Source organism: Microbacterium sp. NPDC087591 (assembly GCF_044743625.1).
GTDB lineage: Bacteria > Actinomycetota > Actinomycetes > Actinomycetales > Microbacteriaceae > Microbacterium.
This window is the reverse complement of record NZ_JBIUWU010000001.1, coordinates 142,975-163,531: the sequence shown is the minus strand read 5'-3', so window position 1 is coordinate 163,531 and position 20,557 is coordinate 142,975. Positions and strand designations below refer to the sequence as shown.

Genomic DNA, 20,557 nt, shown 5'->3' with positions numbered 1-20,557 from the left:
ACGTGGGAGAGAATGGGCTCATGCCTGAGTCGTCCCCCGCAGCCCCGCGCTTCCTCGCGCCCGCGCAGGTGGCGGAGCTGCTGCAGATCGGTGTCGATGAGATCATCGACCTCGTGCACGAAGGCGAGCTCAGGGGCGTCCAGGTGGGGGTGCCGACGCGCTGGCGGGTCGAGGAGACGAGCGTGGAGGAGTACCTCGCGGCGCAGGTGGAGCACTCCCGGCGGATGGCGCTGTGGCGGCAGTCGCAGGTCGCCAGCTTCCCCGAGGTCTGGGGAGCGTCGACGACTCAGAGGAGGTGATCTCCCACCGTTCGCAGCGCGATGAGCGCCGTGAGCGGGATGATCCGGAACCCCTGAACGGCGGCCGCCAGCCGTGCGCTGCCGGCATCATGGACGGCGAGGTCGAGATGGTCGGAGCCGGCGCGATCGATCGTCCCGTGCACGTCGTCGCCGACCGTCAGGCTGAGGTGCACCGGAACGCGGCGACGCGCGAGATCCCGCAGGACGAATCCCAGGCTCATCCGCTCCCGGAGGGCGCTCACGGGCTCGACGGCGTCTTCGAGACTCGCCAGCACACTGCCGTGATCGGCGCGGATCGCGTGGATGGCGTGCAGCGGGATGATCCTGGTCGATCTCCCGACGAGCAGATCGTCTCCCGGCGCTGATTCCGCTGCCACCCAATCGGCGCCGAGGGCGCGCAGCGTGACCGGGAGCCGGCGTCCGTCGGCGAGCTCGACTGTCACGCCCGCGCCTGCCTCGCAGAGTTGCCGGAGGCGGCTCCGAAGGTCCAGACGCGAGATGCGCAGCCGCTCCGACTCCGCGCTGAGCACAGCACGCTCCGTCTCCCACTCCGCAGCCAGCTGACCTTCGAGGTCTTCGAATAGGCGATCCCAATGCACGGATCCGAGCGTAGGTGAGCGGCGGGTGCCGTATACGAGTTATCCACATTCCTTCGCGAAACCCCCGTCGGCGGCACCCGGCGCGTGCTCGACTGGGCCTTCGTCTTCCCCAGGAGAGAAATCGATGATGAGTGTGCACGAGTACTTCGCCCCCCAACCGACGCCGACAGCCGAGCTGCCGGATCCCGCGCCGCTGTTGCGCAGTCTCACGCAGGGGGTGCTGGAGGCGCTGGCGGGGGTGCGAGAGGTCGATCAACTCGCGCGCTGGTTCAGCGAGGATGCGTATCGCAATCTCGTGAGTCGAGCGAACCTGTCGGCCAGGGCGCGCAGCGCGCGGGGCGTCGCGCCGACCAGGCCCACCTTCGAGGTCCGCTCGATCAGGGTGTCCGAGCCGCTCGACGGCGTCATCGAGGCGGTGGCCGTCGTCGCAGGTCCGGGACGGACTCGCGCGGTGGCGATCCGTCTGGAAGGGCTGGACCGCCGGTGGCGGGCGACCTCGCTGGCGGTGCTCTGACCGAACTCGCCGTAGGCTGGGGGAGTGTCAACGCTTAGTGATCTCGCCCATGCGCAGGGCCGCCTGACCGACAACGACGTCGAATGGCTTCACCGCCTCGCGGGAGACGGGCAGTTGCTCGCCGACCTCGCTTCGGCCGACATCGTCGTGTGGATCCAGACCGATGACGGTTCGTTCATCGCCGTCGCGCATGCGCGGCCGAGCGGGGCGGCGACGCTCTTCTACCGCGACATCGTCGGCGAGCGGGTCCGGCCGCAATGGCGCACACAGGTTCAGGGGGCGTTCGACTCGGCTGAGATCGTCGACTCCTCTTCGCCCGACTGGTTCGAGGAGACGCCGACCAGGGTCAGAGCCGTGCCCATCGTGGTCGGTCGCACGGGAGCGGGTGCCACCGCGCCGACGGCCATCGGCGTCGTCACCCGGCACACGAACCTGGGGGAGGTGCGCACGCCGTCGCGCCAGCAGATCACGTTCGACGAATGTGCGAACGACCTGTTCCGCATGATCGCCGACGGCAGCTTCCCCGATCTCGCCGCACCCACGTCCCCTCGACGCGGCGCGCCGCGTGCCTCGGACGGGCTCATCCGCATCGACGTGGACGGCATCACGACATTCGCCAGCCCCAATGCTCTCTCCGCCTTCAACCGCATGGGGTTCGACGATGAGCTGGAGGGGGAGTCCCTCGCCGAGGTCACGACGCGTCTGGTGCCTCCGTCCCGGCAGGTCGACGAATCCCTCCCGGTCGTGGTGACGGGGCGCGCACCGTGGCGCACCGACATCGAGGCCCGCGGCGTGACGGTGTCGCTGCGTGCCATCCCGCTGAAGGATCACGGCACCCGGATCGGAGCGATCGTGCTGTGCCGCGACGTCTCCGAGCTGCGCCACCAGGAGCAGGAGCTCATCACCAAGGACGCGACGATCCGCGAGATCCATCATCGTGTGAAGAACAACCTGCAGACGGTCGCGTCCCTGCTGCGGATCCAGGCTCGCCGCACCCACTCCGACGAGGCTCGCGACGCGCTCACCCAGGCCATGCGCCGGGTGGACTCGATCGCGGTCGTTCACGACACGCTCGCGCAGGGGCTGACGCAGAAGGTCGACTTCGACGAGGTCTTCCATCGGGTGCTCAAGCTCGTGGCCGAGGTCGCCTCCGCTCCGAACACACGAGCGCAGACTCAGCTCACCGGGCGCTTCGGCGTACTGCCGAGCGAGTACGCCACTCCGCTCGCGCTCGCCCTCACCGAGGTCGTCACGAACGCGGTCGAGCACGGTCTCGCCGGTCAGGAGGGCGTCATCGCGATCGACGCGGCCCGCACCGAGGAGAGCCTCCGGGTGACGGTGAAGGACACCGGACACGGTCTTCCCGAGGGGCGCATCGGTCAGGGACTCGGCACTCAGATCATCCGCACGCTCATCCAGGGCGAGCTCGGCGGGACGATCGAATGGCACGGCAGCGAGGGCGATGGCACCGAGGTGATCATCGACATCCCGCTGCGCTGGCTGACCAAATGACGAAAGCCGGACGAAGTCGCGATGCGACATCGTCCGGCGGTATCAGTGGACCGGGTCGACGGGGCCTCCAGTGAGGTCCGGCGAGCTCGTTCCGCGTGGACGCGGGCCTCGGGTCAGGAGGCGCGGCGGGCGCGAGCGGCGCGGCGCTTCAGCGCGCGGCGCTCGTCTTCGGAGAGACCTCCCCAGACGCCGGAATCCTGGCTGGACTCGAGGGCGTACTGCAGGCAGATCTCGGTGACCGTGCAGGTGGCGCAGACGGTCTTCGCCTTCTCGATCTGATCGACGGCCGGACCGGTGTTCCCGACAGGGAAGAACAGCTCGGGGTCGACGGTCAAGCAGGCGGCCTTATCGCGCCAATCCATGGGGGCTCCTCGGTATGGGATTTCAAGAGATGTCGCGACGCGACGACTCGATTCGGGCGGCGGCTCGGGTTCCGCTACCCTGTTCAGATGCGGACGGATGCCCGCGAATTGTGATGCGAGCGAATCGCCCGCCCCACGCCGCTGTGGGAGCACATGACGCTGTCTATTCTGTTACATGAAACCTGCGAAATCAAGGGTTTTCATCCTTCTCATTCGATTCTCAGGAGACATCGTGCGTGCACCAGGACTCGCCACCGCGGCCGCAGCCGTACTCGCGCTCGAGGGGGCGGCCCTCGTCGTGTTCGCGATCATCGAGCTCATGGGGCTGGGCGCAGGAGATGCCGCCTCGCTGCCCACCGCCATCGCGCTCATCGTGCTGACGTTGATCGGGGCGGCGGCGCTGTTCGCCTTCGCCGTCGGTGCCCGCAACGGACGATCCTGGGCTCGGTCCGGAGGTGTCGTCTTCCAGGTCCTCGCCGTCGCCCTCGCTCTCGCGTCCCTCACGCTGCAGCCCATCCCGTGGGCGTTCACGGTGGGAGTCGGCGCGCCGGGCATCGTCGGCTTCGTGCTGCTCATCGCCAGCGCCCGTCGTGAGAGCGAGAGCTCCGCGGCGGAGTGAGCACCTCGCTCGTCAGGCGTCGATGCCGAGGAGCTTGCGGAGCCGTGCGACGTGTCCGGTCGCCTTGACGTTGTACTGAGCGAGTGTGATGACGCCGTTCTCATCGAGCACGAACGTGGAGCGGAGGACGCCCTCGACGACCTTGCCGTAGTTCATCTTCTCGCCCCACGCGCCATAGGCGTCGTGCACGGCGTGGTCGGGGTCGCTGAGCAGCGTGAAGGTGAGACCGTCGCGCTCACGGAACTCGGCGAGCTTCGTCGGCTCGTCGCGAGAGACGCCGATGACCCGGTAGCCCGCACCCTGCAGCGACGAGATGCTGTCGCGGAAGTCGCAGGCCTGCGTGGTGCACCCCGGCGTCATGGCCGCGGGGTAGAAGGGACCGTCTTCTGGCCGTGGAGGTCGGACAGGCGCACGGTGGCACCGTCCTGGTCCAGGAGGGCGAAGTCGGGGGCGGGGGATCCGGTTTCCAGGCGCTCAGTCACCCGTCCAGCCTATCGTCCCGGTGTCTGCTCGGCCTTGTCGGCGAAGGTCTGCAGGAGCCGCTGGAGCGAGTCCAGCCGAGCGCTCTCGGCCTCGCTGAGCTCTCCGCGTTCCTCGGCCTCGATCAGGGCGCAGTCCGGGGCGTCGGCGAGATGCGTGCAGCCGCGGGGACAGTTCTCGGCGATGAGGGCGAGTTCCGTGAAGGCCGCCAGGATGTTGGCCGGGTCCACATGTCCGAGCCCGAACGATCGCACGCCGGGGGTGTCGATGACCCACCCGGAGCCCTCTGCGCCTTCGTAGCGGAGCGAGACCGTCGACGACGAGGTGTGGCGTCCGCGGCCGGTCACCTGATTCACATGGCCGGTCGCTCTCTTCGCGCTGGGGACGAGCTCGTTCACCAGGGTCGACTTGCCGACGCCGGAGTGGCCGACGAAGACGGTCGAGTGGCCGACCAGGGCCGCACCGATCTCCTCGGTCGGCATCTCGTCGCGGGCGCTGGTGAAGACGCGCAGGTCCAGCCCGTCGAAGTGCGAGAGGAACGCCGTCGGATCGGCGAGATCGGTCTTGGTCACCACGAGCAGCGGCCGGATGCCGGCGTCGAGCGCTGCCACGAGGTAGCGGTCGACCAGGCGAGCGCGGGGCTCCGGATCGGCGGCGGCGACGACGATCAGCATCTGGTCGGCGTTCGCGACGATCACGCGTTCCACCTGGTCGGTGTCGTCGGCGCTGCGGCGGAGGAGGGAGGTGCGCTCCACGATGCCGACGATGCGGCTGAGCGTGCCCTCAGCGCCCGAGGTGTCGCCGACCACGCGCGCCTGGTCTCCCGTCACGATCGGCATGCGCCGGAGCTCCCTGGCCCTGGTCGCCGAGACGAGGTGCTCGTCTTCCGTCCCCTCGTCCAGCAGGACGGTGTAGCGCCCGCGGTCCACACCGAGAACGCGCCCGACCACCGCGTCGTCGTGAGCGGGGCGGCGCTTGGTCCGCGGGCGGTTGGCCTTGGGATTCGGTCGAGTGCGGATCGCGCTCTCGTCGTAGTCCTCGAAGTCGTCGTCGAGGTCGTCGGGGCCGTCTAGCCAGCTCACGCGCCAGCGCCTCGCAGCATCCGTTCCCAGAGCAGGGTGAACTCGGGGAGCGTCTTCGCCGTGGTGCCGATGTCGTCGATCTCGACGCCGGGGACGCGCAGACCGATCAGGGCACCGGTGGTCGCCATGCGGTGATCGTGGTGCGCCGCCCATCCGCCGCCGTGCAGCGGCCGGGGGATGATGCGCAGGCCATCGGAGAGCTCCTCCGCCTCGCCGCCGAGGGCGCGGATGTTGCCGATGAGGGCGGCGATGCGATCGGTCTCGTGGAGACGGATATGGCCGATGCCGCGGATCGTGGTGGGCGACTCCGCGAAGGCGGCGAGCCCGACGATCGTCGGGGTCAGCTCGCTCGCTGCCGACAGATCGAGGTCGAGTCCTCGGATGCCGCTGCTTGCGCGCACCGTGAGCGCGCCGCCGTGTCGACTCGTGTGGGCGCCCATCGCCTGGAGGATCTCGGGGAGCAGCGCACCGGGTTGCGTCGAGTGCGCGGGCCAGCCGGTGATCGACACGGATCCGCCCGTGACGAGTGCTGCCGCGAGGAACGGGGCGGCGTTGGAGAGATCGGGCTCGATCGCGATCTCCTTGGCCCGGGGCACGCCGGCCTCGACGAGCCATTCGCCCACTGCGGGACGTTCGATGCGGATGCCGCGTCGGCTCAGCGACTCGATCGTCATGTCGATGTGCGGCAGGCTCGGCAGATGCTCACCGGTGTGGACGAGGTGGAGCCCGACGTCGAAGCGGGGCGCGGCGAGGAGGAGCCCGGAGACGAACTGGCTCGATGCGGAGGCGTCGATCTCGACGCGACCCCCGCGGATGCGCCCGTGACCGCGGATCGTGAACGGCAGCGACCAGGTTCCCTCGTCGTCGATGTCGACGCCGAGGTCGCGCAGGGCACTGATGAGCCCACCCATCGGGCGGTGCAGGGCGGTCTCGTGCGCGGTCAGATGCACGTCCTGCGCGGCGAGCCCGGCCAGCGGGGCGATGAAGCGCATGACGGTGCCGGCCTGACCGCAGTCGACCGTCACCCCGCCGGTGAGTTTCGCGGGAGTCACGACCAGGTCGGGACCGAACTCGCCGCCGGCATCGACCTCTTCGATGCCGACGCCGATCGCGCGGAGGGCATCGATCATGCGGCGGGAGTCGTCGGAGTGCAGCGGCGCCACCAGCCGGCCCGGTCCATCGGCGATGGCAGCGATGATCAGTTCCCGGTTCGTCAGCGATTTCGAACCCGGGATGGTGAGTGAGGCGTGCACCGCCTGGTCGGCGGTGGGCGCGATGTAGGCGCCCTGGACAGGGGGAGGGGAATACCTGTTGACGCTCATCGGTTTCCACCTTAGTGAACGGCGACGCACACGCCGAGAAGGAGAGAGCATGATCGCGACGTTGGAGCGCGGATCTGTGGACATCAGCGGCCTAGACTGGCCGGTGATGGATGACACCGCAACCGCAGACATCGTCGGCGACCCTCGGCGCGAGTTCGAGGAGCAGGCGATCCCTTTCATGGATCAGCTCTACGCCGCAGCGATGCGTATGACGCGCAATCCCGCCGACGCAGCCGACCTCGTGCAGGAGACCTTCGTGAAGGCGTACGGCTCCTGGTCGACCTTCTCTCAGGGCACGAACCTCAAAGCCTGGCTGTACCGGATCCTGACCAACACGTACATCAACATCTATCGCAAGAAGCAGCGCGAGCCGTTCCAGGGCACGATCGACGAGCTCGAGGACTGGCAGCTGGGCGGTGCGGAGTCGACCACGGCGTCGCACAGCCGCTCCGCGGAGGCCGAGGCGATCGATCGCATGCCGGCGTCGGTGGTGAAGGATGCTCTGCAGGCCGTGCCGGAGGACTTCCGGCTGGCGGTGTACCTCGCTGATGTCGAGGGGTTCGCCTACCAGGAGATCGCCGACATCATGAAGACGCCCATCGGCACCGTGATGAGCCGCCTGCATCGGGGCAGGCGCATGTTGCGGGAGCTGCTGGCAGATTACGCCGCGGAGCGGGGCATCGCCGCGGCCGACACGAGGAGCAGGAAATGAGCGACTGCGGCTGCGACAAAGCCCGTCAGGATCTGGAGGAGTACCTCCGCAACGAGGTCTGCAACACCGAGCACACCGAGATCCGTGAGCACCTGGAGAACTGCCCGTCCTGCCGGGACGAGGCGCTGGTCGCCACCACGCTCACCGAGGTCGTGGCGCGGGCGTGCAAGGAGACCGCTCCGGAGGAGCTGCGAGACCAGGTATTCGCTCGACTGCGCGAGGTCCAGGCCAGCCAGCACTGATCCGGGTCGCGCTGTCGGACTCCGACCCTAGGCTGTAGTCATGGCCTTCATCGATGCGCGCGGGATCCCCGCTGACCAGACCTCCGTCGACCGGCTCGCCGGGAACGGGCTCGACTATCGCCTCGTCGACTTCCAGGACGATGCGCAGGCTGCGGCGTATCAGCGTGCCGTCGCTCGCGGCTTCCTCGGAGGCGAACCCACGGCGGAGGCGTTGTCCGCTGAGCGGGCGACGTTCGCTGAACGCCGCAACACGGGAGTCTATGACCGTGCGGCTGCCGCCGACGCACTGCCGGTCGCGACCGTCGACTCCTGGGTGACGCCGCTCACCCTGCCCGGTGGCGACGAGCTCGGGATGTGGGCGATCAGCGTGGTGACGGTCGCCGGCACCCATCGCCGTCGGGGCATCGCGCGAGCGCTTCTCGAGGGCGAGCTGCGTGCTGCGGTGTCTGCCGGTGTGCCCATCGCGGGCCTCACCGTATCGGAGGCGACCATCTACGGGCGGTACGGCTTCGGCGCGGCCGTTCCTGCTGCCCGGTTCACGGTCGACACCCGCCGCGCCGGATGGGCAGGTCATGTGCCGGCCGGCAGCGTCGAGTACGTCGAGCGCGAGGAGCTGGCCGCCGATCTCGGCGCCGTGCACGAGCGCGCGCGCCGGTCGCGTGCCGGACGCATCCCCGGCTGGAAGGGGCGCTGGGACGGGTACGCCGGCCTGGCCGCGGGTGATTCCGACCGCGAGAAGGTCCGTGGTGTGCGCTACCGCGACGAGGCGGGCGAGATCCGCGGGGTCCTGGTCTACACGCTCAACGAGATCACCGGCACGTTCCGCTCCGCCCTCCAGGTGCGACTGCTCGTGGGTGAGACGGCCGATGCGGTTGCCGCCCTGTGGCGCTTCGCCATGCAGCACGACCTGGTCGATCAGGTCACAGCCGACCTGCGCCCGCTCGACGACCCGCTGCCGTGGCTCGTCGCCGACCCGCGCGCAGTGACGCAGGAGGTGCACGACCACGGGTGGCTGCGTGTGCTCGACGTTCCCACCGCGCTGAGCGCCCGGCGCTTCTCCGCGCCGATCGACGTCGTGCTCGGCATCGACGACCCGCTCGGCTTCGCCGAGGGGCAGTGGCGGCTGCAGGTCGACGCCCAGGGCGTCGCGACCGTGGACCGTGCAGACGGTCAGGCGGTCGATGCGCGCCTCGGCGTCGCCGCGCTCTCTTCGCTGTACGCCGGGGGAGTGCGCGCCGGCTCGCTGCGAGGAGCGGGACTGATCGACGCAGACGCGGCGACGGTCGAGAAGCTCGACAGGGCGTTCATCGCCTTCCCCGCGCCCTCGCTCGACATCTGGTACTGATCGCGCACGCGCCCCGGAACGAGGAGAGGTCCCTGACATCGCGTCAGGGACCTCTCCTCGTTCTCACGGCATCAGTCGATGGTGAGCGCCTCGCGCAGCAGAGTGGCCTGCTCGGCGGCGTGCACCTTCGAGGAACCGGTGGCGGGCGATGCCGATGCCGTACGGGCAACCGGACGGAACGAGCGGTCGCCGGGGACGTCGGCGAAAGCCAGCGCCAGGAACGGCCAGGCACCCTGGTTCTCCGGCTCCTCCTGCACCCACACCAGCTCGGCGTTCGGGTAGGAGTCCGTGATCGCCTTGAGCTCGTCGATCGGCGTCGGGTACAGCTGCTCGAGCCGGACGAGGGCGATCTCGGGGTTCGGCTTCTTCTCGAGCTCGGCGCGCAGATCCCAGTGCACCTTGCCCGAATGCACCAGCACGCGCTTCACGGCGCTGCGGTCGAGACCGCGGTCGTCGTCGAGCACCGGTTCGAAGCGACCCTGTGTGAACGCCTCGACGGGGCTCGTCGCTCCGCGCAGTCGCAGCATGGCCTTGGGCGTGAAGACGATCAGCGGCTTGCGCGGACGTGCATAGGCCTGGCGGCGCAGCAGGTGGAAGTACGACGCCGGCGTCGACGGACGCGAGACGATCATGTTCTCCTGGGCGCACAGCTGCAGGAACCGCTCGATGCGTGCCGAGGAGTGATCCGGTCCCTGGCCCTCGTAGCCGTGGGGAAGCAGCAGCGTGACGCTCGACTGCTGGCCCCACTTCTGCTCGGCGGCGGAGATGTACTCGTCGATGACGGACTGGGCGCCGTTGACGAAGTCGCCGAACTGCGCCTCCCACAGCACGAGCGCCTCGGGTGCCTCGACGGAGTATCCGTACTCGAAGCCGAGCGCCGCGTACTCGCTGAGCAGCGAGTCGTAGATGAAGAAGCGGCCCTGTGCATCGGACAGGTTCGACAGCGGCAGCCACTCCTGGCCGTTCGCACGGTCATGCAGGGTGGCGTGGCGCTGCACGAAGGTACCCCGTCGCGCATCCTGGCCGGCGAAGCGCACCGGGGTGCCCTCGACCAGCAGCGATCCGAACGCCAGCAGTTCGCCGAAGCCCCAGTCGATGTTGCCGTTGCGGCTCATGTCGAGGCGCTTCTCGAGCAGCTGCTGGATCTTCGGGTGCACGGTGAAGCCCTCGGGCTTGTTCACGAAAGCGTCTCCGATGAGCCGGATGACCTCGCTCGGCACACCGGTCACGTCGGGGGCGCCGACCTGGTCCTCGACGGGGAGCGCCTCGGGAGCGACCGGCAGCGCGCCGGTCTCGGCGGCGTGCGTCTCGGCGAACGCGATCTCCAGGCGGTTCTGGAAGTCGGCCTTCGCCTCGTCGTACTCCTGCTCGGTGATGTCACCGCGGCCGACGAGCGACTCGGTGTACAGACGGCGGACCGAGCGCTTGGCCTGGATCAGATCCGTCATCAGCGGCTGCGTCATCGAGGGGTCGTCTCCCTCGTTGTGCCCGCGGCGGCGGTAGCAGACGAGGTCGATCACGACGTCGCGGTGGAAACGCTCGCGGTACTCGAACGCGAGCTGCGCGACGTGGATGACCGCTTCGGGGTCGTCGCCGTTCACATGGAAGACCGGGGCCTGGATGGTCTTGGCGACATCGGTGGAATACACCGAGGTGCGGCCGTCGTTCGGGGTGGTGGTGAAACCGACCTGGTTGTTCACGACCACGTGGATCGTGCCGCCGGTGCGGTAGCCGCGCAGCTGAGACATCTGCAGCGTCTCGACCACCACGCCCTGGCCGGCGAAGGCGGCGTCACCGTGCACGAGGATGGGCAGCCAGGCGAACGTGCCGATCGGCTTGCGGTCCTGCTTGGCGCGGACGATGCCCTCGAGCACGCCGTCGACCGTCTCCAGGTGCGAGGGGTTCGCCGCGAGGTAGACCGGAAGCTCCGACTTGTCGTCGGCGACGAACGTGCCCTCGGTGCCGAGGTGGTACTTCACGTCGCCGGAGCCGCGCTGGTTGCCCGGCGTCTGGGTTCCCTCGAACTCGCGGAACACCTGGCCGTACGTCTTGCCGGCGATGTTGGTGAGCACGTTCAGACGGCCACGGTGGGCCATGCCGATCGCGGCGCCCTCGAGGCCGGCGGTCGCCGCGCCCTGGAGGATCTCGTCGAGGAGGGGGATCAGCGACTCGCCGCCCTCGAGCGAGAAGCGCTTCTGGCCGACGAACTTCGTCTGCAGGAACGTCTCGAACGCCTCGGCCTCGTTCAGCTTGCGCAGCACGCGCAGCTGCTCGTCGTGGCCGGGCTTCTGGTACTTGAGCTCGACCTTCTCCTGGAACCAGCGGCGCTGTTCCGGGTCCTGGATGTGCATGTACTCGATGCCGAGCGTGCGGCAGTAGGAGTCGCGGAGCACGCCGAGGATGTCACGCAGCTTGGCGACGCGACGCCCGCCGAAGCCGCCGGTGACGAACTCGCGGTCGAGGTCCCAGAACGTCAGCCCGTGGCTCTCGATCTCGAGGTCGGGGTGCGAGCGCTGGACGTACTCGAGCGGGTCGATGTCGGCCATCAGGTGACCGCGCACGCGGAAGGAGTTGATGAGCTCCTGCACGCGGGACTGCTTGTCGACGCGCTCGGCCAGGTCGACCGCGATGTCGGGGTTCCAGCGGATAGGGGCGTACGGGATGCGGAGAGCGGCGAAGATGTCGTCGTAGAAGCCGCGCTGCCCGATGAGCAGCTCGTGCACCTTCTTGAGGAACTCGCCGGAGCCGGCGCCCTGGATCACACGGTGGTCGTAGGTGCTGGTGAGTGTGATCGTCTTGCCGATCGCCAGCTCGTTCAGCGTCTTCTCGCTCGCGCCCTGGAACTCGGCGGGGTACTCGAGGGCGCCGGCGCCGATGATGCAGCCCTGGCCCTTCATCAGGCGGGGGACCGAGTGCACCGTGCCGATGCCGCCGGGGTTCGTCAGCGACACCGTGGTGCCCTGGAAGTCGGCGGCGGTCAGCTTGTTGTTGCGCGCGCGGGTGACGAGGTCCTCGTAGGCGACCAGGTACTCCGTGAACGTCATGGTGTCGGCGCGCTTGATGCTCGGCACCATGAGCGCGCGGGTGCCGTCGGGCTTCGGGAGGTCGATCGCGATGCCGAGGTTCACGTGGGCCGGGGCGACGACCGATGCCTTCCCGTCGATCTCGGCGTAGAACACGTTCTGGCTGCGGAACTCGTCGAGCGTGCGGATGAGCGCCCAGCCGATGAGGTGGGTGAAGCTGACCTTGCCACCGCGCGTGCGCGCCATGTGGTTGTTGATGACGATGCGGTTGTCGATCATCAGCTTGGCCGGGACCGTGCGCACGCTGGTCGCGGTCGGAACGGTCAGTGACTCGTCCATGTTCGCGGCGAGGGTCTTGGGGAGACCGCGCAGCGGGGTGACCTTGTCCTCCTCGGCGGACTCGGCGGCTTCCTTCGCAGCGGGCTTCGGCGCCTGGGCGGGGATGGGAGCGGCAGCGGCCGGCTTGGTGGTCGTGCGTGCGACAGGCTGGGAGCCGATCACCGGGATGGGGGCGGTGACCGGGTGCGCCGGATGCGCTGCGGACTCGGCGGGAGCTGCGGCACCGGTGGTGTCGGAGTGGTACTTCTCGAGGATCGGCCACCACTCCTTGTCCACGGAGTCGCGGTTCACCTTGAACTGTTCGTAGAGCTCTTCGACGAGCCAGGAATTGGCTCCGAACCCCCCGTCGCCCCCGACGCCGGTCACCTGGTTCGACACGCTCGATCGCCCTCTTTCATCACTGAATCTCACTGTGTTGGCACGCCGCGCAAAGATGCGCTCGGGCTCGCACACTCTCGACCAACAAGCCTAACGTGTTTCCCTCTGGGAATCGTCGAACCCATGCGCCCAGATCCCCACGATCTGAGTAGCGTGGAGACATGGACTTCTCTGGTGAGCAGCCGACCGTCGATCTGACCTACTCAGATGTGTTCCTGGTGCCGCGCAGATCCGCGGTCACCAGTCGTCTGCAGGTCGATCTCGCCCCTCAGGACGGTACGCCGGCGACCCTGCCGCTGGTGGCGTCGAACATGAACTCCGTGACCGGACCACGGTTGGCCGCCGTGCTCGCCCGGCGCGGAGGCATCGGAGTGCTGCCGCAGGACATGCCGCTGCAGGATCTCGATCAGGCGATCCGCGACGTGAAGGCTCAACCGGTGCTGTGGGACACGCCCCTCGTGCTCCCACCGGACGCTCCCGTCGCCGACGCGCTCCGCCTGCTGCCGGCGACGGCCGGCCACGGCATCGTCGTCGCGCACGGCAAAGGCGAGATCGAGGTCGACCAGATCCTCGGCATCCTGCCCGCGACGCGGCTGGCCACGGCACTGCCCGACGCGCAGCTGGGCGATCTGGTGCGCACGGGCACGCCGTCGCTCGACGCGGACGACATCGGCTCCGAGCGTCACGCGTTCGACGTCATCACCGACGCCGGGGTCGAGATGGTCACGGTCGTCCACCATGGGCACCTTGTCGGCACGCTGAGCGCCCGCAGCGCTCTGCGGTCGACGCTGTACAGGCCTGCTCTCGACCGCGACGGCCGTCTCGCCGTCGCCGCGGCCGTGGGGATCAACGGTGACGTCGCGTCGAAGGCCAGGGCGCTCGCCGCCGCCGGGGTCGACGTGCTCGTGGTCGACACCGCGCACGGCCACCAGGAGGGGATGCTGCGCGCCCTCCGCGCTGTCGCCGAGCTCGGCCTCGACATTCCCATCGTCGCAGGCAACATCGTCACCGCCGACGGGGTGAACGACTTGGTGGACGCGGGCGCGACGATCCTCAAGGTCGGAGTCGGGCCCGGAGCGATGTGCACGACGCGCATGATGACGGCCGTCGGTCGGCCGCAGTTCTCCGCGGTCCTCGAGACCGCGCAGGCGGCGCGGGAGCTCGGTGCCCATGTCTGGGCGGACGGGGGAGTGCGCTACCCGCGCGACGTGGCCCTCGCGCTCGCCGCGGGCGCGGCATCCGTCATGATCGGCTCGTGGTTCGCCGGCACCATCGAGGCGCCGGGGGCGCTGCAGCGCGACGGCGATGGGCGCATCTTCAAGGAATCGTGGGGGATGGCGTCGACCAAAGCCGTCCAGGCCCGCTTCGAGCGTCTCGACGCCTATGAGCGGGCGCGCAAGGAGCTCTTCGCCGAGGGTATCTCGTCGTCGAAGATCTACCTGGACCCGTTGCGCCCCGGTGTGGAGGATCTGCTCGACATGATCACCTCCGGCGTGCGGTCCTCGTTCACCTACGCCGGGGCCTCCTCGGTTCCCGAGTTCCACGAGCGCGCGCTGGTCGGCCTCCAGTCGGCTGCGGGATACGAGGAGGGCAAGGCGCTGCCGGTCAGCTGGTGAGCCGCGTCGCGCTTTCCGAGGATTTCGGTAGAATCGTCGTCACCATGGACGACCCTCCCAGTTGCAGTACCTCGCCCCACCGTCCGCCTCTCTCACCGGAGAGGAACCACTGATGGACTACATCATGTTGGGCGTGGGGCTCCTGCTCACGGTCGGCACCGGCCTCTTCGTCGCGAGCGAGTTCGCGCTGGTCAATCTCGACCGCGCGGAACTCGAGGCGCGGCAGTCACGCGGGGAATCCCGACTCGCACTCACCATCAGCGCACTCAAGCACACTTCCACGCACCTGTCGTCTGCGCAGCTCGGCATCACGCTGACCACGCTGCTCACGGGTTACACGATGGAGCCGGCGCTGTCGAACCTGCTGCGCCCGACGCTGATCGCCTGGAACATCCCGGAGGCGGCGGTCTCACCCATCGCGACGGTCGTGGCGATGCTGGTCGCGACCGTGCTGTCGATGATTCTCGGTGAACTCGTCCCGAAGAACTTCGCCCTCGCGCTGCCGCTGGCCACCGCGAAGCTGGTCATCCCGTTCCAGATCGCCTTCACCACGATCTTCAAGCCGGCCGTGGTCGTGCTCAACGGGAGCGCCAACGGCGTGCTGCGGAGCATGGGCATCGAGCCGAAGGAGGAGCTCTCCGGTGCACGCAGTGCCGAGGAGCTGTCCTCACTGGTGCGCCGCTCGGCGAACGCCGGGCTGCTCGAAGCCGATACGGCCACGCTGCTCGACCGCACGCTGACCTTCGCCCGGCTCACCGCAGCCGATGTCATGACCGCCCGCCCGAGCATGCACGCCATCGGGGCGGGGGACTCCGCCGACGATGTCATCCAGCTCGCCAGGCGGACCGGTCACAGCCGCTTCCCCGTGTACGACGACGACCTCGATGACATCACCGGTGTCGTGCATCTCAAGGCCGCCATCTCGGTGCCGCGCGAGCGCCGCACCGAGGTGCCGGTCGGCGCTCTGTCGACCGAGCCGCTGCGCGTTCCGGAGACGGTGCACGTCGACGCCCTCATCTCGGAACTCCGGGCTCGCGGCTATCAGCTGGCCGTCGTCGTCGATGAGTACGGCGGGACGGCCGGACTGGTGACCCTCGAGGACCTGGTGGAAGAGCTCGTGGGCGAGGTCGCCGACGAGCACGACCGCACGCGCGCCGGCGTGATCCGCGGACGCGACGGTGTCACGTTCCCCGGCGAGCTGCGCCCGGACGAGCTGCGCCAGCGGGCAGGGGTCGATGTGCCGGAGGGCGAGGTCTACGACACGGTCGGCGGCTACGTCATGAGTGTCCTGGAGCGCGTTCCCGCCGTCGGCGACGAGGTCTCCGTCGACAGCGGCGTACTGCAGGTCGTCCGCATGGACGGCAGGCGGGTCGACCGTATCCGCTACGTCCCGAGTCCGAATCAGCCAGGAGAGGTGGCCCCCCGATGAGCGATTGGGGAGGACTCGCCTGGTTGGTCGTGCTGCTCGTGGCCAACGCCTTCTTCGTCGGCGCCGAGTTCGCGGTGATCTCCGCGCGGCGTTCGCAGATCGAACCGCGCGCCGAGCAAGGCTCGCGTGCGGCCAAGACCGCCCTGTACGCGATGGAGCATGCGACGCTGATGCTCGCGACCTCGCAGTTGGGCATCACGATCTGCTCGCTGCTGATCCTGAACGTCTCCGAACCCGCGATCCACCACCTGCTCGCCGTGCCGCTGCACGCGTTCGGCTGGCCCGACGGCGCGGTGGATGCCGTGTCGTTCGTGATCGCTCTGCTGATCGTCTCGTTCCTGCACGTGGTGTTCGGCGAGATGGTGCCGAAGAACCTCGCGTTCTCGGTGCCCGACCGCGCTGTACTGATCCTCGCGACACCGCTCGTGTGGGTGTCGAAGGTGTTCATGCCGGTGATCTGGGCGCTCAACGCGGCGGCGAACGGCGTGTTGCGACTCTTCCGCGTGGAGCCGAAGAACGAGGCGGCGTCGACGTTCACGCTCGACGAGGTGGCGACCATCGTCAACCAGTCCCGCCGGGAGGGTGTGCTGATGGACACGGCCGGCACCGTGGCTGCGGCGGTCGAGTTCACCGACAAGAAGGCGCGGGACGTCGCGGTTCCGCTGAGCGACCTCGTGACGCTGCCGCAGTCGACCACGCCGGACGATATCGAGAAGGCGGTGGCGCGGTACGGGTTCTCGCGCTACGTGATCGTCGACGACGATGCGGTCCCGATCGGCTACGTGCATCTGAAGGACATCCTGCGCGCCTCTGAGGGGCCGGATGCCGAGACCAAGATGATCGAGCCGATCCCGTCCAAGCGCATCCACCACATGGTGCCCGTCCAGGAGGACACGGACCTGGAGGACGCGCTCGCGGTCATGCGCCGGGCCGGACGCCACTTGGCGAAGGTGCGCGATGCCGCGGGTCAGACGACGGCTGTGCTGTTCCTCGAGGACATCCTGGAGGAGCTCGTCGGAGAGGTGCAGGACGCGACGCGTCGCGTGCGCGGACACTGACCTTCTTCCGCGCGTCAGGCCGTCGGCTCCCTGCGGGTCGGCGGTCTGACGCGGTGTGGGGCGAGGTCAGCGCCAGTGCGCGCGCTCGTACTGCGGCGGCCAGGCCACCTCGGCACCGAGTTCGTGGGCGGCGCGGAGCGCGAAGTGCGGGTCGCGCAACCACTCGCGCCCCGCGAAGATCGCATCCGCCGCGCCTTCGGCCAGCACCTGCTCGGCCTGGGCCGCTGCGGTGATCAGGCCGACGGCCGACACCGGGATCCTGCCGCCCTGGCGCACGGTCGCGGCGAGCGGCACCTGATATCCGGGGAACACGCTGATCTGCTGGTGGGCGACCAGACCTCCGCTGGAGACGTCGATGAGGTCGGCGCCGTGCTCCTCGGCCCAGGCGCCGACGGTGGCGGCTTCCTCGGGCGTGAAGCCGCCCTCGGCATGGTCGGTGGCGGAGATGCGCACGAACAGGGGTACGTCGTCGCCGGCTGTCGCGCGCACGGCGTCCACGACGCGCAGAAGCAGTCGGGCGCGGTTCTCGAGGGGGCCGCCGTACTCGTCCTCGCGGAGGTTCGACAGCGGAGAGAGGAACTGGTGCAGGAGGTACCCGTGCGCGCCGTGCAGCTCGAGCACGTCGAACCCGGCGTCGAGGGCGCGGCGGGCGGCGGCGGCGAACGCGTCGACGATCCGCTCGATGCCGTCGGCGTCGAGCGCGACCGGTGCGGCGAAGCCCTCGTAGGCGATGTCGGAGGGAGCTGTCGTCGTCCAGCCGCCCTCGGCAGCGGGCACCGAACCCGAGTCCTGGGCCCAGGGCCACCACGTCGACGCCTTGCGGCCGGCATGCGCGAGCTGCACCCCGGCGACCGCGCCGCGGTCGTGGATCGCCTGCACGACGGGGACCCAGGCGTCGCGCTGCTCGTCGTTCCACAGGCCGACGTCTCGCGGGGAGATGCGCCCTTCCGGCACGACCGCCGTCGCCTCGGCGATGATGAGCCCGGCGCCGCCCGAGGCGAACTGGGCGAGGTGGGTGTGATGCCACTCTTGTACGACGCCGTCCACGGCGCTGTACATGCACATGGGGGAGACCCACAGGCGGTTGCGGAAGGTGACGGATCGGATGCGCAGCGGGGAGAAGAGGATGCTCACCGTTCGACGGTACTCCGCGGTGAGTGTCACGCGGGCCGTCCGGCTAACGTGGAGTCATGGTCGAGGTGCGCGAGTGGTCCCGCAGCGATACCGCACGACTCCTGCGGGTGCCGTCGTCGGGTGATGACAAGTACTCGCGCGGTGTCGTGGCCCTGCGCACGGGGTCGGCCCAGTATCCCGGCGCAGCAGTGCTGGGTACCGAGGCGGCATGGCGCGCAGGTGCGGGATTCGTCCGCTACGTGGGCGAGGGGCGTGCGGCGGATGCCGTGATCGCCCGGCGCCCGGAGACGGTCGTCGCCGCCGACACAGGGCGCACGCGGATCGACGCCTGGGTGATCGGCTCCGGCACGGACGCCGCGACGCGCACCGACGACGAGACCGCGGCGCTGCGGCAGATCCTCGCCGGGACCGCACGCGTCGTCGTGGATGCCGGCGCGCTCGACCTCGCCGCCGGCAGCGCAGCGCCGTTCGTGGTGACCCCGCACGCGGGGGAGTTCGCGCGACTGCGGGCTGAGCTGCGCCTCACACCATCGGACGACGCACAGCGCGCAGAGGCTGCCGTCGAGGTCGCTGCGCGGCTGGGCGGTGTGGTGCTGCTCAAAGGCGCGCGGACGCTGGTCGCCGATCCCGAGGGACGCGTGATCGAGGTCTCCGCCGGCACCGGCTGGCTGGCGACCGCCGGCAGCGGGGATGTGCTCGGCGGAGTGCTCGGGGCACTGCTCGCGGCGAATCAGGACGCACCACTCGCCGAAGCGACCGCTGCTGCGGCCTGGTTGCACGGGTATGCCGGTCGTCTGGCGGCTGATACGGCCGGAGCCGGGGAACGCCCCGGACCAGGGCACCCGATCGTCGCCATGGACGTCGCGGAGGCCCTGCCGAGGGCGGTCGCGGACCTGCTCACATGACGCGCCTGAACACCGCACGTCTCGCGGCGCTGTGGACCGTCTTCCTCTCCGTGCACCTGCTCACCGCCTGGGTCGGGTGGATCTACCCCAGTCAACCCATGGGCGATGTCGTGCTCGTGTACGAGCCCTGGGCCTCCTCGGCACTGGGCGGCGGCGCGATCGTGGGGGTCACCGAGACCTGGGTGTATCCGCAGCTCGCTCTCGTGCCGATGCTGCTCGCCAAGGCGCTGTCGGCGCCGCTCGTGTCTCTGCTCGGGGTGTCGGGGGCGTACCTGATCGCGTGGGCCGTTATGGTGACCGCCCTCGACGCTCTCGCCTTCGCCGCGCTGCTCGGGCGGTCCCCGTCACGGCCGCGCATCACGGCGGCCTGGTTCTGGAGCGCGGCCCTACTGCTCCTCGGTCCGATCGCGCTGTACCGGATCGACGCGATCACGGTGCCCATCGCCGTCGTCGGCGGACTCTGGCTGTCGTCGAGGCCCACTCTCGCCGCCGCGCTGCTGACGATCGGAGCGTGGATCAAGATCTGGCCGGGCGCCCTGGTCATCGCCGCCGCCGTCGCAGTGCGGGCACGACTGCGGGTGGTTATCGCCGCCGCGGCGGTGACGGCTGGCGTCATGGTGCTGCTCGTGCTCCTGGGCGCTGACAACGAGATCCTCGGCTTCCTCACGGAGCAGACCGGTCGAGGCCTGCAGATCGAGGCCGTCGCGGCGACTCCGTTCCTCTGGCTCGCGGTCGCCGGCACCGCGCGCATCGAGTACAGCTTCGAGATCCTCACCTTCCAGATCTCGGCGGACGGGGTGGAGCCCGTACAGGCGCTGCTCACGCCACTGATGGTGGTCACGGTGATCGCGATCACCGCGCTCGGAGCGGTCAAGGCGCTGCGCGGCGCCTCGTTCCACCGACTGTTCCCGCCGCTGGCGCTGTCGCTCGTCGCGGTGCTGATCGTCGCGAACAAGGTCGGTTCTCCGCAGTTCCAGACCTGGCTGATCGCTCCGGTGGTCATCTGGCTGGTGCTGGACTCGGCCAGAGCGCGGGTGCCCGCCGTGCTGGTGCTCGTGCTCTGCGCGCTCACATGCCTCGTGTACCCGCTCAGCTACGACGCTCTGTTGGCCGCGGACCTGCTGCCCGTCCTCGTCCTGACACTGCGCAACCTGCTGCTCATCGTCCTCCTCATCGTCGGCATCCGCGCACTGCTGCGTGTGCCCACCACCCGCACATCGAACCATCAGGAGTGAAACCATGCTGATCGCCTTCTCCGTCGCCCCCAGTGGAACCCCTGCCGAAGGGCAGGAACGCACAGGCGACTCCGTGCACGATGCCGTCGCCGCGGCCGTCAAGGTCGTGCGCGAGTCAGGTCTGGCTCACCGCACCACGAGCATGTTCACCGAGATCGAGGGCCCCGACTGGGACACCGTGATGGATGTCGTCAAGCGCGCGACCGAGGCCGTGATGCCGTTCGGTTCGCGGGTGTCGCTGGTACTCAAGGCCGACATCCGTCCCGGGTACACAGGTGAGCTCGACGCGAAGATCGAGCGGCTGGAAGCGGCGATCGAGGGTGCGGAGACGTCGAGTTGACAGCTCCGGGAG

19 protein-coding genes and 1 pseudogene are annotated in these 20,557 nt (G+C 69.3%); 13 read left to right on the top strand and 7 right to left on the bottom strand.

All coding sequences use genetic code 11. The features are described from left to right. Positions 1-20: 20 nt before the first annotated feature. Positions 21-299: a helix-turn-helix domain-containing protein gene (locus ACIOVG_RS00780; protein ID WP_400868095.1), complete on the top strand. Its 279-nt coding sequence runs from the start codon at positions 21-23 to the stop codon at positions 297-299. Here the strand turns inward: ACIOVG_RS00780 and ACIOVG_RS00775 are convergent. After that, positions 287-898 carry a hypothetical protein gene (locus tag ACIOVG_RS00775; protein WP_400868094.1) on the bottom strand — a complete coding sequence of 204 codons (612 nt, stop codon included), beginning with the start codon at positions 896-898 and terminating at the stop codon, positions 287-289. The two genes, ACIOVG_RS00780 and ACIOVG_RS00775, sit on opposite strands and share 13 nt — an antisense overlap. Before the next feature lie 127 nt (positions 899-1,025). Here ACIOVG_RS00775 and ACIOVG_RS00770 point away from each other — a divergent pair, with 127 nt between their 5' ends. Both ACIOVG_RS00770 and ACIOVG_RS00765 read left to right on the top strand, forming a co-directional pair. Beyond that, on the top strand, positions 1,026-1,412 hold the full coding sequence (locus ACIOVG_RS00770) for an Rv3235 family protein (RefSeq protein ID WP_400872624.1): 387 nt from the start codon (positions 1,026-1,028) through the stop codon (positions 1,410-1,412). Positions 1,413-1,436: 24 nt separating this feature from the next. Next, positions 1,437-2,924, top strand: coding sequence for a sensor histidine kinase (locus ACIOVG_RS00765; RefSeq protein WP_400868092.1), 1,488 nt, complete (start codon positions 1,437-1,439; stop codon positions 2,922-2,924). A gap of 113 nt (positions 2,925-3,037) precedes the next feature. Here ACIOVG_RS00765 and ACIOVG_RS00760 read toward each other — a convergent pair whose 3' ends face one another. Further along, positions 3,038-3,286: a WhiB family transcriptional regulator gene (locus ACIOVG_RS00760; protein WP_028503730.1), complete on the bottom strand. Its 249-nt coding sequence runs from the start codon at positions 3,284-3,286 to the stop codon at positions 3,038-3,040. A gap of 232 nt (positions 3,287-3,518) precedes the next feature. Here ACIOVG_RS00760 and ACIOVG_RS00755 point away from each other — a divergent pair, with 232 nt between their 5' ends. After that, a complete protein-coding gene (locus tag ACIOVG_RS00755; protein ID WP_400868090.1) occupies positions 3,519-3,905 on the top strand; it encodes a hypothetical protein in 387 nt (128 codons plus the stop codon). 12 nt (positions 3,906-3,917) lie between these two features. Here the strand turns inward: ACIOVG_RS00755 and bcp are convergent. From bcp to aroA, 3 genes and pseudogenes are all read right to left on the bottom strand, one after another. Continuing rightward, positions 3,918-4,387: pseudogene (bcp, locus tag ACIOVG_RS00750) on the bottom strand (thioredoxin-dependent thiol peroxidase). Positions 4,388-4,396: 9 nt separating this feature from the next. Further along, entirely contained in the window at positions 4,397-5,467 is a 1,071-nt protein-coding gene (gene rsgA / locus ACIOVG_RS00745) for a ribosome small subunit-dependent GTPase A (protein WP_400868088.1), read from the bottom strand. After that, positions 5,464-6,789, bottom strand: a complete 1,326-nt coding sequence (aroA, locus tag ACIOVG_RS00740) for a 3-phosphoshikimate 1-carboxyvinyltransferase (RefSeq protein WP_400868086.1) — start codon at positions 6,787-6,789, stop codon at positions 5,464-5,466. The genes rsgA and aroA overlap by 4 nt, the downstream gene beginning before the upstream one ends. Before the next feature lie 49 nt (positions 6,790-6,838). Here aroA and ACIOVG_RS00735 point away from each other — a divergent pair, with 49 nt between their 5' ends. From ACIOVG_RS00735 to ACIOVG_RS00725, 3 genes are read left to right on the top strand one after another with little or no spacing between them, the layout of a single operon-like run. Then, positions 6,839-7,501, top strand: coding sequence for a sigma-70 family RNA polymerase sigma factor (locus ACIOVG_RS00735; RefSeq protein ID WP_141872449.1), 663 nt, complete (start codon positions 6,839-6,841; stop codon positions 7,499-7,501). Then, a complete protein-coding gene (locus ACIOVG_RS00730) occupies positions 7,498-7,743 on the top strand; it encodes a zf-HC2 domain-containing protein (protein WP_141872448.1) in 246 nt (81 codons plus the stop codon). The genes ACIOVG_RS00735 and ACIOVG_RS00730 overlap by 4 nt, the downstream gene beginning before the upstream one ends. 40 nt (positions 7,744-7,783) lie before the next feature. After that, complete coding sequence (locus ACIOVG_RS00725; protein ID WP_400868083.1) at positions 7,784-9,088, top strand: GNAT family N-acetyltransferase; 1,305 nt, start codon at positions 7,784-7,786, stop codon at positions 9,086-9,088. Positions 9,089-9,159: 71 nt separating this feature from the next. Here the strand turns inward: ACIOVG_RS00725 and ACIOVG_RS00720 are convergent, their stop codons facing one another. Then, entirely contained in the window at positions 9,160-12,828 is a 3,669-nt protein-coding gene (locus ACIOVG_RS00720) for a multifunctional oxoglutarate decarboxylase/oxoglutarate dehydrogenase thiamine pyrophosphate-binding subunit/dihydrolipoyllysine-residue succinyltransferase subunit (protein ID WP_400868081.1), read from the bottom strand. 161 nt (positions 12,829-12,989) lie between these two features. On the opposite strand from ACIOVG_RS00720, the gene ACIOVG_RS00715 reads away from it, so the two are divergent. The 3 genes from ACIOVG_RS00715 to ACIOVG_RS00705 all read left to right on the top strand — a co-directional run bounded on the left by ACIOVG_RS00715 (position 12,990) and on the right by ACIOVG_RS00705 (position 16,931). Next, positions 12,990-14,444, top strand: coding sequence for a GuaB1 family IMP dehydrogenase-related protein (locus tag ACIOVG_RS00715; RefSeq protein ID WP_400868079.1), 1,455 nt, complete (start codon positions 12,990-12,992; stop codon positions 14,442-14,444). Positions 14,445-14,556: 112 nt separating this feature from the next. Beyond that, a complete protein-coding gene (locus ACIOVG_RS00710) occupies positions 14,557-15,873 on the top strand; it encodes a hemolysin family protein (RefSeq protein ID WP_400868078.1) in 1,317 nt (438 codons plus the stop codon). Beyond that, positions 15,870-16,931: a hemolysin family protein gene (locus ACIOVG_RS00705; protein WP_400868076.1), complete on the top strand. Its 1,062-nt coding sequence runs from the start codon at positions 15,870-15,872 to the stop codon at positions 16,929-16,931. Before ACIOVG_RS00710 ends, ACIOVG_RS00705 begins: the two co-directional genes overlap by 4 nt. 66 nt (positions 16,932-16,997) lie before the next feature. Here ACIOVG_RS00705 and ACIOVG_RS00700 read toward each other — a convergent pair whose 3' ends face one another. Next, a complete protein-coding gene (locus ACIOVG_RS00700; RefSeq protein ID WP_400868074.1) occupies positions 16,998-18,065 on the bottom strand; it encodes an NADH:flavin oxidoreductase/NADH oxidase in 1,068 nt (355 codons plus the stop codon). Positions 18,066-18,121: 56 nt separating this feature from the next. On the opposite strand from ACIOVG_RS00700, the gene ACIOVG_RS00695 reads away from it, so the two are divergent. From ACIOVG_RS00695 to ACIOVG_RS00685, 3 genes are read left to right on the top strand one after another with little or no spacing between them, the layout of a single operon-like run. Continuing rightward, the gene (locus ACIOVG_RS00695) at positions 18,122-18,970 is read left to right on the top strand and encodes an NAD(P)H-hydrate dehydratase (protein WP_400868072.1); all 849 of its coding nucleotides are present in this window, start codon (positions 18,122-18,124) and stop codon (positions 18,968-18,970) included. Beyond that, entirely contained in the window at positions 18,967-20,205 is a 1,239-nt protein-coding gene (locus tag ACIOVG_RS00690; RefSeq protein WP_400868070.1) for a hypothetical protein, read from the top strand. Before ACIOVG_RS00695 ends, ACIOVG_RS00690 begins: the two co-directional genes overlap by 4 nt. A 4-nt stretch (positions 20,206-20,209) precedes the next feature. Continuing rightward, entirely contained in the window at positions 20,210-20,545 is a 336-nt protein-coding gene (locus tag ACIOVG_RS00685) for an MTH1187 family thiamine-binding protein (RefSeq protein WP_400868068.1), read from the top strand. The last annotated feature ends 12 nt before the right edge of the window (positions 20,546-20,557 follow it).

Bases quoted from the DNA above. Each gene is read 5' to 3' on its own strand.
- ACIOVG_RS00780 (WP_400868095.1), top strand. From the start codon at position 21: ATGCCTGAGTCGTCCCCCGCAGCCCCGCGCTTCCTCGCGCCCGCGCAG.
- ACIOVG_RS00770 (WP_400872624.1), top strand. From the start codon at position 1,026: ATGAGTGTGCACGAGTACTTCGCCCCCCAACCGACGCCGACAGCCGAG.
- ACIOVG_RS00760 (WP_028503730.1), bottom strand. From the start codon at position 3,286: ATGGATTGGCGCGATAAGGCCGCCTGCTTGACCGTCGACCCCGAGCTG.
- aroA (WP_400868086.1), bottom strand. From the start codon at position 6,789: ATGAGCGTCAACAGGTATTCCCCTCCCCCTGTCCAGGGCGCCTACATC.
- ACIOVG_RS00735 (WP_141872449.1), top strand. From the start codon at position 6,839: ATGATCGCGACGTTGGAGCGCGGATCTGTGGACATCAGCGGCCTAGAC.
- ACIOVG_RS00730 (WP_141872448.1), top strand. From the start codon at position 7,498: ATGAGCGACTGCGGCTGCGACAAAGCCCGTCAGGATCTGGAGGAGTAC.
- ACIOVG_RS00725 (WP_400868083.1), top strand. From the start codon at position 7,784: ATGGCCTTCATCGATGCGCGCGGGATCCCCGCTGACCAGACCTCCGTC.
- ACIOVG_RS00715 (WP_400868079.1), top strand. From the start codon at position 12,990: ATGGACTTCTCTGGTGAGCAGCCGACCGTCGATCTGACCTACTCAGAT.
- ACIOVG_RS00710 (WP_400868078.1), top strand. From the start codon at position 14,557: ATGGACTACATCATGTTGGGCGTGGGGCTCCTGCTCACGGTCGGCACC.
- ACIOVG_RS00705 (WP_400868076.1), top strand. From the start codon at position 15,870: ATGAGCGATTGGGGAGGACTCGCCTGGTTGGTCGTGCTGCTCGTGGCC.
- ACIOVG_RS00695 (WP_400868072.1), top strand. From the start codon at position 18,122: ATGGTCGAGGTGCGCGAGTGGTCCCGCAGCGATACCGCACGACTCCTG.
- ACIOVG_RS00690 (WP_400868070.1), top strand. From the start codon at position 18,967: ATGACGCGCCTGAACACCGCACGTCTCGCGGCGCTGTGGACCGTCTTC.
- ACIOVG_RS00685 (WP_400868068.1), top strand. From the start codon at position 20,210: ATGCTGATCGCCTTCTCCGTCGCCCCCAGTGGAACCCCTGCCGAAGGG.